This is a genomic window from Streptomyces venezuelae, assembly GCF_008642315.1.
GTDB lineage: Bacteria > Actinomycetota > Actinomycetes > Streptomycetales > Streptomycetaceae > Streptomyces > Streptomyces venezuelae_D.
This window is the reverse complement of record NZ_CP029192.1, coordinates 7,652,013-7,669,488: the sequence shown is the minus strand read 5'-3', so window position 1 is coordinate 7,669,488 and position 17,476 is coordinate 7,652,013. Positions and strand designations below refer to the sequence as shown.

The window sequence follows — 17,476 nt, the reverse complement described above, 5'->3', positions numbered from 1 at the left end:
TCTCGGCGAAGCTTGTCCGCTCCGCCTCGGCCTGGTCGGCCGAGCCCCGAACACGCAGCGTGAGCACTGATCGCTTCTGAGTCAGTCTCAGGGTGCGAGCGCTACTCCATTCGCGCAACACGAGACACGGGCGAGCACGGCGGCACGACGGTCGCACCGACGCCACACTCGTTGGTTGAATTCCCAACAGGACGCTGGGTGCTCATCCGTGCACGATGGGTCAGACCGATCGACGAACGAAAGGGTGACCAGCGTGAAGCTGCTGCCCGCCAGATCCGAGGTCGCACGGCATCTGCGTCAGTACAGGGCGTGGGAGCGGCTGTTGCTGGCTCACCCCGCCGACCGGTCCGTGCGGATGCGGTTCGAGGACACCGCGTACACGCTGTGCGTCCTGATGGGCGAGTGCAAAGCACGGGAAGCCGCCGACGCGGCCGAGCAGTACCTGCGTCCACGAGAGGCACGACCGTCTCACACAGCACGAGCACCACACGCGGCAACTCGTCGGCCTCAGCTCTCCCCGAGCGCCCGGGCCCGATAGCGACACCCGGCTCCCGCGGGGGCCGCCCGCACGCACGCCCGGCGGAGGAGGGACCGATGACGTCAGCCGCACAGACGCCCTCCGCCCGCACGGTGCCCGTACCGGTCCTCGACGTCCGGCCCGCCGTCGACGGCGGCCGCCGCCCGGCGAAAGCCGTTCCCGGCGAGACGTTCCAGGTCACGGCGACCGTCTTCGCCGAGGGCCACGGAGCGGTCGGCGCCGACGTCGTGCTCCTCTCCCCCGACGGGCGCCGCGGACCGTGGGCCCCGATGCGTGAACTCTCCCCGGGCAGCGACCGATGGGGCGCCGAGGTCACGCCGGACGTCGAGGGGCGGTGGACGTTCCACGTCGAGGCCTGGACGGACCCCGTGAAGGAGTGGCGGCGTGCCGCCGGGGTCAAGGTGCCCGCCGGCATCGACGCCGGGCTGATGCTCGAAGAGGGCGCGCTGCTGTACGAGCGGGCGGCGCGCGGCGCCCCGGAGGACACGGCTCGGAGAACGCTGCTCGCGGCGGCCGCCGCGCTCCAGGACGAGGAGCAGTCGCCGGGCGCCCGCCTGGCGGCAGCGCTCACTCCGGAGGTGGACGCGGTCCTCGCGCGGTACCCGCTGCGCGAGCGGGTCTCCCCATCGCGGGCCATGCCGCTGCTCGTGGAGCGGGAGCGCGCGCTCTACGGATCCTGGTACGAGTTCTTCCCACGCTCGGAGGGCGCCGTCGTCGAGGAGGGGGCGCCGCCCGTGCCCGGCACGTTCCGCACCGCCGCCGAACGGCTGCCCGCCCTCGCGGAGATGGGCTTCGACGTGGTGTATCTGCCGCCGATCCATCCCATCGGCACCACCTTCCGCAAGGGCCCGGACAACGCGCTCTCCGCCGGCCCCGACGACGTGGGGGTGCCGTGGGCGATCGGCTCGCCGGAGGGCGGCCACGACGCGGTCCACCCGGATCTCGGGACGCTGGACGACTTCGACGCGTTCGTGCGCCGCGCCACCGATCTCGGCCTCGAAGTCGCCCTGGACTTCGCGCTCCAGTGCTCTCCCGACCACCCCTGGGTGGAGAAGCACCCCGAGTGGTTCGCCCACCGGCCCGACGGTTCCATCGCGTACGCGGAGAACCCGCCGAAGAAGTACCAGGACATCTACCCGATCGCCTTCGACGAGGATCTGCCGGGTCTCGTCGCGGAGACCGTGCGGCTGCTGCGGTTCTGGATGGGGCACGGTGTACGGGTCTTCCGCGTCGACAATCCGCACACCAAGCCCGTGGCGTTCTGGGACCTGGTGCTCGCCGAGATCAACGCGAGCGACCCGGACGTCGTCTTCCTCGCCGAGGCGTTCACCCGGCCCCCCGTCATGCGCGCGCTGGCGCAGGCCGGTTTCCAGCAGTCCTACACGTATTTCACCTGGCGGAACACCAAACAGGAGCTCACCGACTACCTGACCGAGCTCTCGACGGAGACCGCCGCGTATCTGCGACCGAACCTGTTCGTGAACACGCCGGACATCCTGCCCGGCTACCTCCAGGACGGCGGGCGCGCCGCCTTCGAGGTGCGGGCCGTGCTGGCCGCGACGCTCGCGCCGAGCTGGGGCATGTACGCCGGGTTCGAGCTGTGCGAGAACACCCCGGCCCGTGCGGGCTGCGAGGACTACCTGCACTCGGAGAAGTACCAACTGCGGCCGAGGGACTGGGGGTACGCGGAACGGGCGGGCCACTCGCTCGCGCCGCTGATCACCACCCTCAACCGGTTCCGTCGCGAGCATCCCGCGCTGCGGCAGCTGAGGAACCTCCGTTTCCACGAGGCCGACAACGACGCGGTCATCGTCTACAGCAAGCGCGCCGGACAGGACACGGTCCTGGTGGTCGTCAATCTCGACCCTCACCACACCCAGGAGGCCACGGTCTCGCTGGACATGCCGCAACTCGGCCTCGACTGGCACGAGTCCGTGCCGGTGCGCGACGAGCTCACCGGCGAGACCTACCACTGGGGCAGGGCCAACTACGTGCGCCTGGAACCCGGCCGCGCGCCCGCGCACCTCTTCACGGTCCTGCGACCGTCCTCTCACCGTTGATCGGAGGGTCACCCACACCATGATCGTCAACGAGCCCGTCCAGGACACCTTCGAGGACACACCGGCCAAGGACCGCGACCCCGAATGGTTCAAACGCGCCGTCTTCTACGAAGTCCTCGTCCGCTCCTTCCAGGACAGCAACGGCGACGGCATCGGCGACCTCAAAGGCATCACCGCCAAACTCGACTACCTCCAATGGCTCGGCGTCGACTGCCTCTGGCTGCCCCCCTTCTTCAAATCCCCCCTCCGCGACGGCGGCTACGACGTCTCCGACTACACCGCCGTCCTCCCCGAATTCGGCGACCTCGCCGACTTCGTCGAATTCGTCGACTCCGCCCACCAACGCGGCATGCGCGTCATCATCGACTTCGTCATGAACCACACCAGCGACCAGCACCCGTGGTTCCAGGCCTCGCGCACCGACCCCGAAGGCCCCTACGGCGACTACTACGTCTGGGCCGACGACGACAAGCAGTACCAGGACGCCCGCATCATCTTCGTCGACACCGAAGCCTCCAACTGGACCTTCGACCCCGTCCGCAAGCAGTACTTCTGGCACCGCTTCTTCTCCCACCAACCCGACCTCAACTACGAGAACCCCGCCGTCCAGGAAGAAATCATCTCCGCCCTGCGCTTCTGGCTCGACCTCGGCATCGACGGCTTCCGCCTCGACGCCGTCCCCTACCTCTTCGCCGAAGAAGGCACCAACTGCGAAAACCTGCCCCGTTCGCACGGAATGCTGAAGCATGTGCGTGCGGTCATCGACGCCCATTACCCCGATACGGTTCTTCTTGCCGAGGCCAACCAGTGGCCCGAGGACGTCGTCGACTATTTCGGCGACTTCCAAAAGGGCGGCGACGAATGCCACATGGCGTTCCACTTCCCCGTCATGCCCCGCATCTTCATGGCCGTACGCCGTGAATCCCGCTACCCCGTCTCGGAAATCCTCGCCAAGACCCCCGCCATCCCCTCCGGCTGCCAGTGGGGCATCTTCCTGCGCAACCACGACGAGCTGACCCTGGAAATGGTCACCGACGAAGAACGCGACTACATGTACGCGGAGTACGCCAAGGACCCGCGCATGCGCGCCAACATCGGCATCCGCCGGCGCCTCGCCCCGCTCCTGGACAACGACCGCAACCAGATCGAACTCTTCACCGCACTCCTGCTGTCCCTGCCCGGCTCGCCGATCCTCTACTACGGCGACGAGATCGGCATGGGCGACAACATCTGGCTCGGCGACCGCGACGCCGTGCGCACCCCCATGCAGTGGACCCCCGACCGCAACGCCGGCTTCTCCTCCAGCGACCCCGGACGCCTCTACCTGCCCACGATCATGGACCCCGTCTACGGCTACCAGGTCACCAACGTCGAAGCCTCCATGTCCTCCCCGTCCTCCCTGCTCCACTGGACGCGCCGCATGATCGAGATCCGCAAGCAGAACCCGGCCATGGGCATCGGCTCCTACACCGAGCTCCCGTCGTCCAACCCGGCGGTGCTCGCCTTCCTGCGGGAGTACCAGGACGACCTCGTGCTGTGCGTGCACAACTTCTCGCGCTTCGCCCAGCCCACCGAACTGGATCTCCAGACCTTCGCGGGACGCCATCCCGTCGAGCTCATCGGCGGAGTCCGCTTCCCCGCCATCGGTGAGCTCCCGTACCTCCTGACCCTCGCGGGACACGGCTTCTACTGGTTCCGGCTGTGCAACGACCTCCACCCGCGCCGTCCGGCCGAACCAGCCGTGCGCCTCTGAAGGGACGTGTCGCATGCTCAAGACCGCAACGCAGTCGCGCGAAAGCCTCAGCCCGCCGCTGCTGCTCACGTCGCTGGCCGGGGTGCTGCAGAAGTGGCTGCCGGAACAGCGGTGGTTCGCCGGCAAGGGGCTGCCCGTCACGGAACTCGCCGTGGTGTCGATGACCGAGCTGCACCCGGGCTGCCTGCACCTGCTCATCCGCTCCCGCCACGCCGGATCGCGCGAAGACTGCTACCAGCTGCTCCTCGGCGTGCGCAGGGACCTGCCGCCACGCCTCCACCACGCCGTGATCGGCCGCCCGGCCGAAGGCCCGCTCGCGGGCCTCACCGTGTACGACGCCCTGCACGACCCCCGCTCCGCCGCGCTCCTCCTGGAGCGCCTGCGCACCCCGGGCTCGGCGGGCCCCCTGCGCTTCGAACGCGATGTACAGACCGTGGTGCCCCCGCACCTCACCCCCCGCGTCCTGGACGGCGAACAGTCCAATACCTCGCTCGTGTACGGCGATTCCTTCATCCTCAAGCTCTTCCGCCGCATCCAGTACGGCGTCAATCCCGACCTCGAGGTGCCGTGGGCGCTCGCCGGCCAGGGCTGCGCCCGCGTGCCGTCCCCCGTGGCCTGGTTCTGGACCAGCGAGCCGCGCAAGACGACGCTCGGCGTGCTCCAGCCGTTCCTGCGCGGCGCGACCGACGGCTGGACGCTGGCCCTCAAGTCCCTCGCGGCGGGTAGGGACTTCACCGACGAGTCCTACGAGCTGGGGCGCGCCACCGCCGAGGTGCATCTGGCCCTCGCGCAGGTCTTCGCACCCGACGCCCCGGACCGGCACGGCGGCCGTCACCTCGCCGAGAGGATGACGTCGCGCCTGGACACCACCGCCCGTCAGGTGCCCGCACTCGTTCCGTACGTGGCCCGGCTGCGGGCCGCCTACGACGCGGTCGCGGCGCGCGGCCCGGTGCGGCCGGCCCAGCGGATCCACGGCGATCTGCACCTCGGCCAGGTCCTGCGGGCCGGACAGCGGTGGTTCGTCATCGACTTCGAGGGCGAGCCGGCCCGCCCGATCGCCGAACGGCGGCGGGCGCAGGCGACCGTGCGCGACGTGGCGGGCATGCTCCGCTCCTTCGACTACGCGGCCCACGCCAGGCGCCCCTGGCAGCCCCGGTGGGCCAGGCGCTGCCGGGAGGCGTACTGCGCGGGGTACGCCGCCGAGGCGTCCTGGGATCCGCGGACGGAGGCCGGACTCCTGCGGGCCTACGAGACGGACCGGGCCGTGTACGAGGCCCTGTACGAGGCCAGGCACCGCCCGGACTGGCTGCCCGTGCCCATGGCGGCGATCGCCCGGCTCGCGGAGGGCCGCTGACCTCACCGCCCGCCCCCGAACCCCTTTTGAGGAGACCTGACACCCGTGGTCATCATCGATACGTCCACCGCCGATCCCGCGCCCGCCCTCCGCGCCGCGTTCGCGCCCCTCGACGACGAGAGCCGCGGCCGGCTGCTCGCGGGCACGCACCACGACCCGCACGCGGTGCTCGGCGCCCACGCGGTCGCGGACGGTGTGGCCTTCACGGTGCTGCGCCCGTACGCCGAGGCGGTGCGGGTCGTCGTCGAGGGGCAGGCGGTTCCGCTCCACGACGTGGGTGACGGGCTCTTCTCCGGCCTGCTGCCGCTCGGCTCGATCCCCGCGTACGAGTTGCGGGTGACGTACGACGGCGTGGAGACCGAGCTCCAGGACCCGTACCGCTTCCTGCCCGCGCTCGGCGAGCTCGACCTGCATCTGATCGGCGAGGGCAGGCACGAGCAGCTGTGGCAGGCGCTGGGGGCGCACCTGATGACGCACGAGGGCGTCGTCGGCACCCGGTTCACGGTGTGGGCGCCGAACGCCAGGGGTGTGCGGGTGTCCGGGGACTTCTGCCACTGGGACGGCACCGCCCACCCGATGCGCTCCCTCGGCTCGTCCGGCGTGTGGGAGCTGTTCCTGCCCGGCATCGGCGAGGGCGACCTGTACAAGTTCGACATCACCCGCCCCGACGGCACGCACACCCTCCGCGCGGACCCGATGGCGCGGCAGGCGGAGGTGCCGCCCGCGACCGCGTCCGTCGTCACGCGGTCGGCCCACGTGTGGTCGGACGCCGAGTGGATGGAGCACCGCGCGGACCGGCCCGTGCACCGCTCCCCCTTCTCCGTGTACGAGGTCCATCTGCCGTCCTGGCGGCCCGGGCTGACGTACCGACAGCTCGCCGACGAGCTCACGGCGTACGTCTCGGACGCGGGGTTCACGCACGTGGAGTTCATGCCGGTGGCCGAGCACCCGTTCGGCGGGTCCTGGGGGTACCAGGTCACCGGGCTCTACGCGCCGACGTCCCGGCTGGGCACGCCCGACGACTTCAGGTTCCTCGTCGACGCGCTGCACCGGGCGGGCATCGGCGTGATCGTGGACTGGGTCCCCGCGCACTTCCCGAAGGACGACTGGGCGCTGGCGGCGTTCGACGGGGAGCCGCTGTACGAGCCGGGGGACCACCGGCGCGCCGAGCACCCCGACTGGGGCACGCTCACCTTCGACTACGGCCGCACGGAGGTCCGCAACTTCCTCGTCGCCAACGCCGTCTACTGGTGCGAGGAGTTCCACGTCGACGGTCTGCGCGTGGACGCCGTGGCCTCCATGCTCTACCTCGACTACTCGCGCGAGGACGGCCAGTGGGGGCCCAATGAGCACGGCGGCAGGGAGAACCTGGACGCGGTGGCGTTCCTCCAGGAGATGAACGCGACGGTGTACCGCCGCTGTCCCGGGGTCGTCACCATCGCCGAGGAGTCGACGGCGTGGGACGGTGTCACGCGGGCCACCGACGACACGGGGTACGGGGAGCTGGGCGGGCTCGGCTTCGGCCTGAAGTGGAACATGGGCTGGATGCACGACTCGCTGGAGTACGTCCGGCACGAGCCGGTGCACCGCCAGTACCACCACAACGAGCTGACCTTCTCCATGGTGTACGCGTACAGCGAGAACTACCTCCTGCCGATCTCGCACGACGAAGTCGTCCACGGCAAGCAGGCGCTGGTGTCGAAGATGCCCGGCGACTGGTGGCAGCAGCGCGCGAACCACCGCGCCTACCTGGCCTACATGTGGGCGCACCCCGGCAAGCAACTCCTTTTCATGGGACAGGAGTTCGCGCAGGGCGCCGAATGGTCACCGGACCACGGTCCCGACTGGGGTCTTCTCGACCCGGCGTACCCCGCCGAGCCGGACCACGCCGGGGTGCGGCGGCTGGTACGGGACCTCAACCACCAGTACCGGGACGCGCCCGCCCTGTGGGAGCGGGACACGGTGCCCGACGGGTTCGCCTGGATCGACGCGGACGCCTCCCAGGACAACGTGGTCTCGTTCCTGCGGTTCGCCGCCGACGGGACACCGCTCCTCGCCGTGAGCAACTTCTCCCCGGTCATCCGCCGCGACCACGTGCTCGGCGTGCCGGAGTCGCCCGGCACCTGGCGGGAGACGCTCAACACGGACGCGGCGGACTACGGCGGCGGCGACGTGCGCAACGCGGACCCGCTGCGGACGGAGCCGGAGCCCGCGGGCGCCTTCCCCGCCCGCCTGCGCGTCACCCTTCCCCCACTGGCCACGCTCTGGCTCAGGCCCGCGTGACGCTCAGGGACGCCAGCGCTGCGCGTACCCCTCCCGCAGGGGCCCGCCGAACAGGCGGAGCACGTCCTCGACGGCGGCCATGAGCGGTACCGGATCGGCACGCTCGGCCACGGCCAGGTGGCCGTCCAGCAGGGCCTTTCCGCGCGCCGGGTCCGCGGCGAGCAGCCTGCGGGGCAGCCACTTGCCGATGCCGGTCCAGGCGTTGTGGTGGGCGGTGAGGAGGTGCGCCGCCTTGCCGAGGGCGAGGTCGGCGAGGGCGAGCTGTTCGTAGCGCCGGCCCGGTGAGGTGTCGGCCGCGGTGTCGGCCAGGTCGTCCATGAAGCAGGTGAGGGCGTAGCGGTCGCGTTCCGCTTCGTCGGGGGTGAGGGGCGGCGGCCCGGCGGCGAGCACGGCGCGGGCCTGCGCGCGGGTGCGGGCGACATGGCCGTGGGGGTCGAGCAGCGGCAGGCCTTCTGCGTGGATGAAGAGGACCGTGCCGCGTCGGCGGGCCCTGTCCCACGCGAAGAACTCCGGCACGTCCGCGAGCGTGGTGAGGAACAACTCGACGGGACGTTCCTCGTGGCGTATCACTTCGCGGCGGCTGAGGTCGGAGTCGGGCAGGAGGACGGCCACGTCGAGGTCGCTCGTCGCGGCGGCGCGCCCCTGCGCGGCCGAGCCGCCGAGGACAGCGCCGAGCGCGTCGGGGAAGAGCTCGGCGACGAGGCGCGAGGCCTGGGCGGTGGGGCTCGTGTGACGGTTCATGGGCGGCCATCGTGCCAGCGTGCACCTTCTCCCGGTAAAGGGACCGTGCTGGTCCGGCCTTGCCCGGCACTGGTCCGTACCAAGAACCGGAAAAACAACTTCTAGGTACAACCAACTGGCCTGAATGGATTCCACATCGCGGACGGAGCAAGAGGACTCTGAGCTCGTTCGTGGAAACACGCAGGCCGGAGGTGACCGCTCCGGCAAGCCGGTCCCCGAGGGGAGTCCGAGGAATGGGACGTGCCAGGGCGAAGGCGGAGCGTATCGCGGCGGATGCCGCAGAACGCCTTTTCGCCGCGGGACAGTTGCTGCAGAGGGCGCCGACCACGCCCGACAGCAGGGCGGTGTTCCGCACCGATCAGGGAGTCAACGACAGCCCGTACCGCGACCGTTGGGCGCACGACAAGGTGGTGCGCTCCACCCACGGCGTGAACTGCACCGGCTCGTGTTCCTGGCAGGTGTACGTCAAGGACGGCCTCATCACGTGGGAGACACAGGCGACCGACTACCCCTCGGCGGGAGCCGACCGCCCGGACTACGAGCCGCGGGGGTGCCCGCGCGGCGCGTCGTTCTCCTGGTACACGTACTCCCCGACGCGCGTCCGCTACCCGCACGCCCGCGGCGTCCTCGTGGAGATGTTCCGCGCCGCCAAGCGACGCCTCGGCGGCGACGCGGTCGCGGCCTGGGGGGAGGTCACCGGCGATCCGGATCAGCGGCGCCGCTACCAATCGGCGCGCGGCAAGGGCGGCCTGGTGCGGATCGGCTGGGACGAGGCGCTGGAGATCGCGGCCGCCGCGCACGTCCACACGCTCAAGGAGTACGGGCCCGACCGCATCGCCGGGTTCTCGCCGATCCCCGCGATGTCGATGGCCTCGCACGCCGTCGGGGCCCGCTTCCACTCCCTCATCGGCGCCCCGATGCTCTCCTTCTACGACTGGTACGCGGACCTGCCGATCGCCTCCCCGCAGGTCTTCGGCGACCAGACCGACGTTCCGGAGTCGGGTGACTGGTGGGACGCCGCGTACCTGATGCTGTGGGGCTCCAACGTCCCCGTCACCCGTACGCCCGACGCCCACTGGATGGCCGAGGCGCGCTACCGGGGGCAGAAGGTCGTCGTGGTGTCGCCGGACTACGCGGACGCGACGAAGTTCGCCGACGAGTGGCTGCACCCGCACCCGGGCACCGACGGCGCACTGGCCATGGCGATGGGGCACGTCATCCTGCGGGAGTGCTTCGTGGAGCGGCAGGTGCCGTACTTCACGGACTACGTCAAACGCTTCACCGACCTGCCGTTCCTCATCGCGCTCGACGAGCCGGGGAGCGAGGCGCACGGCACCGGCGCCCGCGTTCCCGGCGCGTTCGTCACCGCCAGGGACCTCGACCTGGCCAAGGACGCCAAGGCCGAGTCGCGGCGCTGGATGCCCGTCGTCCACGACGCGGCCACCGGCCGTCCCGCCGTCCCCAACGGCACCCTGGGCGACCGCTGGGGCAAGGACGGAGAGGGGCGCTGGAACCTCGACCTGGGGGACATCGACCCGCTCCTGACCCTGCTCGGGCACCCCGGCACGGAGACCGCCGAGGTGGTGCTGCCCCGCTTCGACGAGGAGGGCGCCACCGTGCGGCGCACGGTGCCCGCGCTGCGCGTCGACGGGTATCTGGTGACCACCGTCTTCGACCTGATGCTCGCTCAGTACAGCGTGGGACGCGCCGGGTTGGGTGCCACGACGGCCGAGGAGGCGGCCGTGTCGTACGAGGACGCGACCACGCCCTGCACCCCGGCCTGGCAGGAGGCGGTCACGTCGGTGCCCGCGCAGGCCGTGGTGCGCGCGGCGCGGGAGTTCGCCCGTACCGCGGAGCAGACGCGGGGGCGCTGCATGATCGTGATGGGGGCCGGCACCAACCACTGGTTCCACTCGGACACCATCTACCGGTCGTTCCTCTCGCTGCTGCTGCTCACCGGCTGCCAGGGCGTGAACGGCGGCGGCTGGGCGCACTACGTGGGGCAGGAGAAGGTGCGGCCGTACGCGGGCTGGCAGCAGGTCGCCACGGCGTCGGACTGGGTGCGGCCCTCGCGGCAGATGGCCGGGACGCCGTACTGGTACCTGAACACCGACCAGTGGCGGTACGAGAAGTTCACCGCGGACGCCCTGGCGGCGCCCACCGCGCCGGGCGCCCTCTCCGGCCTGCACACCGCCGACCTTGTGGCCCGTTCCGTCCGGCAGGGCTGGATGCCCTCCTACCCGACGTTCGGCGCCAACCCCCTGGACCTGGGGCGGCGGCTGCACGAGTCGGGGGCCGACCCGGCGGGCTGGGTGGCGGCCGAACGCGACGCGGGGCGCCTCGCGTACGCCTGCGAGGATCCGGACGATCCGGCCAACTGGCCTCGCGTGCTCACCGTTTGGCGTGCCAACCTCATCGGCTCCTCCGCCAAGGGCAACGAGTACTTCCTGCGGCACCTGCTCGGCGCGTCCGACAACGCGAGCGCCGAGGAGGCGCCGCCCGACGGGCGGCCGCGCGAGGTGACGTGGCGGGACGACGCTCCGCGCGGGAAGGTCGACCTGCTGCTCGCGCTGGACTTCCGCATGACGTCGACCACGCTCTTCGCCGACCTCGTGCTGCCCGCGGCCACGTGGTACGAGAAGCACGACCTGTCCAGCACGGACATGCACCCCTACGTGCACGCCTTCTCCCCCGCCATCGACCCGCCGTGGCAGGCCCGCACCGACTTCGAGATCTTCCACGGCCTGGCCCGCGAGGTCGGCCGCCTCGCCGAGGGCCGTCTGGACGTGGCCCACGACCTGGTCGCCACTCCCTTGCAGCACGACACGCCCGGCGAGGCACCGCCCGACGGACCCACGGGCCCCCGATTCACCCTCGTGGAGCGCGACTACACCGCCATCGGCGACAAGATGGCCGCGCTCGGACCGCTCACCGGCGAGGAGGGCATCACGGTCAAGGGGGTGACCGTGCGGCCGCTGCCGGAGATCGAGTGGCTCGGCACCCGCTGCGGCACGGCGACGCGCGGGCCGGCGCGCACACGTCCCCTCCTCGACACGGACGTCAAGATGTGCGAGGCGATCCTCGCCCTGTCCGGCACCACGAACGGGCGGCTCGCCGCCGAGGGCTTCGACCGGCTCGCCGAGCGCTGCGGCGCCGACACGGGCCTCGGCGAGCTCGCGGCCTCCGTGGCCGAGCGGCGCGTGACGTTCTCCGACACGCAGGCGCGGCCGGTGCAGGTCGGCGCGAGCTTCGAGTGGTCGGGCAAGGAGGGCCCCGAGCGCCGCTACTCCCCCTTCACGATCAACACGGAGCACTTCAAGCCCTGGCACACCCTCACCGGCCGCCAGCACTTCTACCTCGACCATCCGTGGATCGCCGAGTACGGCGAACAACTCCCGATCTACCGGCCGCCGTTGAACCTGTCCGGTCTCGGCGAGCAGCCGACGGCCGACCCCGATGGCGGACGTTCCGTGACGGTGCGCTATCTGACGCCCCACTCCAAGTGGTCGATCCACTCCGAGTACCAGGAGAACCTGCTGATGCAGACGCTGGCCCGCGGCGGCCCCGTCATCTGGATCGGCGTCGACGACGCCGCGTCGATCGGCGTGGCCGACAACGACTGGATCGAGGCGCACAACGCCAACGGCGTGGTCGTGGCCCGCGCGGTCGTCTCCCACCGCATGCCGCCCGGCACGGTGTTCATGTACCACGTCCAGGAACGCATGGTGAACGTGCCCAAGTCCGAGGCGACCGGGCGGCGCGGCGGCGTCCACAACGCGCTCACCAAGCTCCTGATCAAGCCGACGCACCTGATCGGCGGCCACGCGCAGCTCAGCTTCGCGCCCAACTACTACGGCCCCACCGGCAACCAGCGCGACGCGGTCACCGTCATCCGGCGCCGCGCCCAGGAGGTGCAGTACTGATGCCCCGTGACGGAGTCACTGTCGGGCGGGTCATGGCGCAGGTGGCCATGGTGATGAACCTCGACAAGTGCATCGGCTGCCACACCTGCTCGGTCACCTGCAAACAGACCTGGACCAACCGGGCCGGCACCGAGTACGTGTGGTTCAACAACGTCGAGACGCGCCCCGGCCAGGGCTACCCGCGCGGCTACGAGGACCAGGAGAAGTGGCGGGGCGGCTGGCAGCTCAAACGCGGCCGGCTCGTCCCCCGGGGCGGCGGCCGCGCCCGGCGCCTGGCCCGGCTCTTCGCCAACCCCGAACTCCCCGCGCTCGACGACTACTACGAGCCGTGGACGTACGACTACGAGACCCTCACCACCGCCCCCCTCGGCGACGACGTGCCCACCGCACGGCCGCGTTCCCTGGTCGACGGCGAGCCCACCGCGGTGACCTGGGGGCCGAACTGGGACGACGACCTGGGCGGTGGACCCGAACACCTCGCCGGTGACCCGGTGTTGAAGAAGATGAACGACCAGGTGCGTCTGGAGTACGAGCAGGCGTTCATGTTCTACCTGCCGCGGATCTGCGAGCACTGCCTCAACCCGTCGTGCGTCGCGGTGTGCCCGTCGGGTGCCCTCTACAAGCGCATCGAGGACGGCATCGTCCTCGTCGACCAGGACCGCTGCCGCGGCTGGCGCATGTGCGTGAGCGGCTGCCCGTACAAGAAGGTGTACTTCAACCACCGCAGCGGCAAGGCCGAGAAGTGCACGATGTGCTACCCGCGCATCGAAGCCGGCCTGCCGACCGTGTGCTCCGAGACGTGCGTGGGCCGCCTGCGCTATCTCGGCGTCATCCTGTACGACGCCGACAAGGTCGGCGAGGCCGCGGCGACGGACGACGAACAGGGCCTCTACCAGGCCCAGTTGGACTGCTTCCTCGACCCCGACGACCCCGAGGTGGCGCGCGCCGCCGAGGCGTCCGGCATCCCCCACGACTGGGTGACCGCCGCCCGACGCTCTCCGGTGCACGCACTCATCAGCCGCCACAGGGTGGCGCTGCCACTGCATCCCGAGTACCGCACCATGCCGATGGTCTGGTACGTCCCGCCGCTGTCGCCCGTCGTCGAGTCGCTGACCGCCACCGGACACGACGGCGAGGACCCGGCCAAACTCTTCGCCGCCATCGACTCGCTGCGCATCCCCGTCGGCTACCTCGCGGAACTGTTCACCGCGGGCGACCCGGCACCCGTGGAGGCGGCGCTGTGCCGGCTCGCGGCGATGCGCTCCCACATGCGGCGTGTCAATCTCGGCGAGGAGCAGGACCCCGCCATCGCCCGTGCCGTCGGCATGGACGCCGACGAGATCGAGGCGATGTACCGGCTGCTCGCCCTCGCCAAGTACGACGAGCGGTACGTGGTCCCCACCAGCTACACCGCGCCGGTCCCCGGCTCCGACGACCTCGACGCCGGGTGCGGCCTGGACGGCCAGGACGGGCCCGGCATGTACGACCCGGACGCCTTCCACATCCCCCTGGGCGCACCGGCATCGGGCCCGCCGGCGTCCGGCAGGGAACCGGAGCACGCGGGGACCTCGCTGCGCAACCGGGTCAACCTCCTGAACTGGGACGGCAGCGGCCGCCCCGAAGGGCTCTTCCCGAGCGCGGAGGGCGACGCCCGGTGAACCGAGCCGTCGTTCATCAGGCCGCTTCCCTGCTGCTCGGCTACCCGGACCGGGACTGGCCCGGGCGCCTCGACACCGTGCGCTCGGCACTCGAACCCGTGCCGGGCGCCGACATCCGGCTGCTGCGGCAGTTCTGCGCCCGCGTCGACGGCACGGCGCCGCTCGAACTCGCCGCCCGGTACGTCGCCACGTTCGACCGCAGCCGCCGACGCTGCCTGTACCTGACGTACTACACCGACGGGGACACCCGCAGGCGCGGCACCACCATGGCCGGGCTCAAGTCGCTCTACCGCGACCACGGCTGGCGCCCGCCCGCGGACGAACTCCCCGACTTCCTGCCCCTGATGCTGGAGTTCGCCGCCCGCTCCCCGGAAGCCGGGGAGCGGCTGCTCGCCGAACACCGGCCCGCACTCGAACTCCTCCGCTTCGGCCTCACGGCCTACGAGAGCCCCTACGCCGACATCGTCGAGGCGGTCTGCCGCACCCTGCCCGGCCCCGGACCCGCAACCCGCGAGGCGGCCCTGCGCCTCGCCCGCACGGGCCCGCCCGCCGAGTCGGTCGGCCTCCTTCCCTTCCCCCGGCTCCGGCCGGTACCCGACGCCCCGCACGCCGAGGAGACCTCCCGGTGAACCATCTGCGCATCGCCCTGTGGGGCGTACTGCCCTATCTCGTCCTCGTCGTCATGGTCACCGGCACGGCCTGGCGCTACCGGTACGACCGGTTCGGTTTCACCACGCGCTCCAGTCAGCTGCACGAGCACCGGCTGCTGAGCATCGGCGGCCCGCTGTTCCACTACGGGCTGCTGTTCGTGGTGGCCGGGCACGCCATCGGGCTGCTGATCCCCGAGTCGCTCACCGAACGCGCCCACGTCCACGAGTGGATGTACCACCTCAACGCCCTGTTCGTGGGCGGCACGGCGGGCCTCGCCACCCTCGCGGGCCTCGCGATCCTCATCCACCGACGGCTGCGTGTGCCCGCCGTGCGCGGGGCGACCAGCCGCAGCGACCGCGTCGTCCTGCCGGTCCTGCTCTGCGTGATCCTGGCCGGGCTCGTCGCCACGGCCACCACACTGCGGCCCCACTCCTACGACTACCGCCTCGGGGTGTCGGTGTGGTTCCGCTCGCTGTTCGCCCTCGACCCCGACGTCTCCGCCATGGCGGGCGCCCCGCTCGCCTACCAGGTCCACGCCCTGCTCGGCATGGCCCTGTTCACCCTGTGGCCGTTCAGCCGCCTGGTGCACGCCTTCACGGCACCGGTCGGCTACCTGGCCCGCCCCTACGTCGTCTACCGGTCGCGCGGGGTGCCGGCGGGGCGCCGGGAGGGAGCTGCCCCTAGCCGTTGGGGAGGATGACCGCCCTGCCGTGCACACGGCCCGCGTGGAGGAGTTCGTACGCCGTCGGGGCGTCGTCCAGGGCGTACGTCTCCACGTGGACGTCGAGGACGCCGGACCTGGCCAGGTCCAGGACCTCGACCAGCTCCGACCTGCTGCCCCAGTAGGGGGCGCGGAAGGCGGCGTCGAAGGGGGTCGTGCCGAAGCCGACGGGCGCGGTGCCGCCGCCGATGCCGACGAGGGTGACGTCCGCCTCCACCGCGGCGCACGCGGCGGCGGTCGCGGTGGTGGGCGGCGCGCCGACGAAGTCGAACACGGCCTGGGCGCCCAGCCCGCCGGTCAGTTCGCGGACCCGGGCCGCGGCCGCCGCGTCCGACAGGACCGTCTCGTGGGCGCCGACCTCACGGGCGAGCGCCAGCTTCTCCTCGGTGACATCGAGGGCGATCACCCGTGCCGGGGTCAGCGCGCGCAGCAGCTGGATGGCGACGTGTCCGAGGCCGCCGGAGCCGATGACCACGGCGGTGCTGCCGGGCGTCAGCTTGGGCAGTGACGTCTTGACGGCGTGGTACGGGGTGAGGCCCGCGTCGGTGAGCGGGACCGCCGTCACCGGGTCGAGGCCGTCCAGCGGCACGAGGTGGCGCGGATCGTCCACGATCATGTACTCGGCGATGGCGCCGGGCGCCCCGAGCCCCGGCGGGCGGATGCCGAGCTCGGCGGCGCGCGTGCAGTAGTTCTCCTTGCCCTGCGCGCACATGAGGCAGGTGCCGCAGCCCCACGGCCCGTACACGGCCACGGAGTCGCCGAGCGCGAGCCCGGTGACGCCGTCGCCGAGCGCGGCGACGGTCCCCGCGCCCTCGTGGCCGAGGGTGAGCGGCAGCGGGAAGCCCAGGGCTTCGGCGGGCCGGCTCATCACGGCGATGTCGGAGTGGCAGACGCCCGCCGCGGTGACCTTCAGGAGCACTTGGCCCGGCCCCGGTTCGGGGCGCGGGACCGTGACCACCTCGGGGGCGGCGCCGACGGTGCGGTACTGGACGGCTTTCATCGTCTCAACGGGCCGCATAGCCGCCGTCCACCAGGTGGTAGCTGCCGTTGATGAACGACGCGTGGTCCGAGAGCAGGAACAGGGTGAGGTCGGCGACCTCCTCGGCGGTGCCGAGACGGCCCTGGGGGTGGAGGGCGACGAGCCGGCTGCGCTGTTCCTCGTCGCCCTTGAGCAGCGGGGTGTCGATGAAGCCGGGGGCGACGGCGTTGACGCGGACGCCGCGGGCCGCGTACTCGACGGCGGCGGTCTTGGTCAGGCCGACGACCGCGTGCTTGGCCGCGGAGTACGCGGCGGAGCCGGCGAAGCCGTTCGTGCCGAGGATCGACGACATGTTGACGACGGCGCCGCCGCCCGCGGCGACGAGGTGCGGCAGCTCGTGGCGGAGCGAGTAGAAGACGCCGTTGAGGTTGGTGTCGATGACGCGCTGCCAGTCCTCGATCCCGTACTCGCCGGTGGGGGCGGAGGCGCCGGCGATCCCGGCGTTGTTGACGGCGAGGTGCAGGCCGCCGAAGGTCTCGACGGTGAAGTCGACGGCGTGGCGCACCGATTCGGGGTCGGTGACGTCGACGCGTACGGCCGCGGCGCGTGCGCCGTCCTCGGTGAGCGCGCGGGCGACGTCGTGGGCGCCCTGTTCGTTGAAGTCGGCGACGACGACCGCCGCTCCCGCCGCGGCGAGACGGCGGGCGACCTCCAGGCCGATGCCGGATGCGGCGCCGGTGACCAGGGCGGTCTTCCCGGTGAACTGCTCGGTGGTGGTGCTGGTGTGCGTGGTGGTGCTCGTGCTCATGGTGGTG

Annotated in this window: 11 protein-coding genes and 1 pseudogene; 9 read left to right on the top strand and 3 right to left on the bottom strand. The window is 71.6% G+C overall.

The window, feature by feature from the left end; all coding sequences use genetic code 11:
* The first annotated feature begins 259 nt into the window (after positions 1-259).
* The 5 genes and pseudogenes from DEJ48_RS33930 to glgB all read left to right on the top strand — a co-directional run bounded on the left by DEJ48_RS33930 (position 260) and on the right by glgB (position 7,988).
* Entirely contained in the window at positions 260-538 is a 279-nt protein-coding gene (locus DEJ48_RS33930) for a DUF5133 domain-containing protein (protein ID WP_411757559.1), read from the top strand.
* A 56-nt stretch (positions 539-594) separates the two neighbouring features.
* Positions 595-2,621: pseudogene (locus tag DEJ48_RS33925) on the top strand (alpha-1,4-glucan--maltose-1-phosphate maltosyltransferase).
* Positions 2,618-4,351 carry a maltose alpha-D-glucosyltransferase gene (treS, locus tag DEJ48_RS33920; RefSeq protein WP_150219955.1) on the top strand — a complete coding sequence of 578 codons (1,734 nt, stop codon included), beginning with the start codon at positions 2,618-2,620 and terminating at the stop codon, positions 4,349-4,351. The pseudogene DEJ48_RS33925 and the gene treS overlap by 4 nt, the downstream one beginning before the upstream one ends.
* Before the next feature lie 13 nt (positions 4,352-4,364).
* Entirely contained in the window at positions 4,365-5,705 is a 1,341-nt protein-coding gene (locus DEJ48_RS33915; protein WP_150219954.1) for a maltokinase N-terminal cap-like domain-containing protein, read from the top strand.
* 45 nt (positions 5,706-5,750) lie between these two features.
* A complete protein-coding gene (gene glgB / locus DEJ48_RS33910; protein WP_223832285.1) occupies positions 5,751-7,988 on the top strand; it encodes a 1,4-alpha-glucan branching enzyme in 2,238 nt (745 codons plus the stop codon).
* 3 nt (positions 7,989-7,991) lie between these two features.
* Here the strand turns inward: glgB and DEJ48_RS33905 are convergent, their stop codons facing one another.
* Complete coding sequence (locus tag DEJ48_RS33905; protein WP_150219953.1) at positions 7,992-8,729, bottom strand: nucleotidyltransferase domain-containing protein; 738 nt, start codon at positions 8,727-8,729, stop codon at positions 7,992-7,994.
* A gap of 233 nt (positions 8,730-8,962) precedes the next feature.
* On the opposite strand from DEJ48_RS33905, the gene DEJ48_RS33900 reads away from it, so the two are divergent.
* The 4 genes from DEJ48_RS33900 to narI are packed head-to-tail and all read left to right on the top strand — an operon-like array spanning position 8,963 to position 15,661.
* Positions 8,963-12,652: a nitrate reductase subunit alpha gene (locus DEJ48_RS33900; protein ID WP_150219952.1), complete on the top strand. Its 3,690-nt coding sequence runs from the start codon at positions 8,963-8,965 to the stop codon at positions 12,650-12,652.
* Positions 12,652-14,310, top strand: coding sequence for a nitrate reductase subunit beta (narH, locus tag DEJ48_RS33895; protein ID WP_190537760.1), 1,659 nt, complete (start codon positions 12,652-12,654; stop codon positions 14,308-14,310). Before DEJ48_RS33900 ends, narH begins: the two co-directional genes overlap by 1 nt.
* Entirely contained in the window at positions 14,307-14,939 is a 633-nt protein-coding gene (narJ, locus tag DEJ48_RS33890) for a nitrate reductase molybdenum cofactor assembly chaperone (RefSeq protein WP_150219951.1), read from the top strand. The genes narH and narJ overlap by 4 nt, the downstream gene beginning before the upstream one ends.
* Positions 14,936-15,661 carry a respiratory nitrate reductase subunit gamma gene (gene narI / locus DEJ48_RS33885; RefSeq protein ID WP_150219950.1) on the top strand — a complete coding sequence of 242 codons (726 nt, stop codon included), beginning with the start codon at positions 14,936-14,938 and terminating at the stop codon, positions 15,659-15,661. The genes narJ and narI overlap by 4 nt, the downstream gene beginning before the upstream one ends.
* On the opposite strand, the gene DEJ48_RS33880 is transcribed toward narI, so the two are convergent.
* Complete coding sequence (locus tag DEJ48_RS33880; RefSeq protein ID WP_150219949.1) at positions 15,642-16,682, bottom strand: NAD(P)-dependent alcohol dehydrogenase; 1,041 nt, start codon at positions 16,680-16,682, stop codon at positions 15,642-15,644. The two genes, narI and DEJ48_RS33880, sit on opposite strands and share 20 nt — an antisense overlap.
* Before the next feature lie 4 nt (positions 16,683-16,686).
* Complete coding sequence (locus DEJ48_RS33875) at positions 16,687-17,469, bottom strand: SDR family NAD(P)-dependent oxidoreductase (protein WP_150219948.1); 783 nt, start codon at positions 17,467-17,469, stop codon at positions 16,687-16,689.
* Positions 17,470-17,476 lie beyond the last annotated feature (7 nt).

Excerpts from the sequence above, each read along its gene's own strand:
- treS (WP_150219955.1), top strand. The coding sequence starts at position 2,618 with ATGATCGTCAACGAGCCCGTCCAGGACACCTTCGAGGACACACCGGCC.
- DEJ48_RS33915 (WP_150219954.1), top strand. The coding sequence starts at position 4,365 with ATGCTCAAGACCGCAACGCAGTCGCGCGAAAGCCTCAGCCCGCCGCTG.
- DEJ48_RS33905 (WP_150219953.1), bottom strand. The coding sequence starts at position 8,729 with ATGAACCGTCACACGAGCCCCACCGCCCAGGCCTCGCGCCTCGTCGCC.
- DEJ48_RS33900 (WP_150219952.1), top strand. The coding sequence starts at position 8,963 with ATGGGACGTGCCAGGGCGAAGGCGGAGCGTATCGCGGCGGATGCCGCA.
- narH (WP_190537760.1), top strand. The coding sequence starts at position 12,652 with ATGCCCCGTGACGGAGTCACTGTCGGGCGGGTCATGGCGCAGGTGGCC.
- DEJ48_RS33880 (WP_150219949.1), bottom strand. The coding sequence starts at position 16,682 with ATGAAAGCCGTCCAGTACCGCACCGTCGGCGCCGCCCCCGAGGTGGTC.
- DEJ48_RS33875 (WP_150219948.1), bottom strand. The coding sequence starts at position 17,469 with ATGAGCACGAGCACCACCACGCACACCAGCACCACCACCGAGCAGTTC.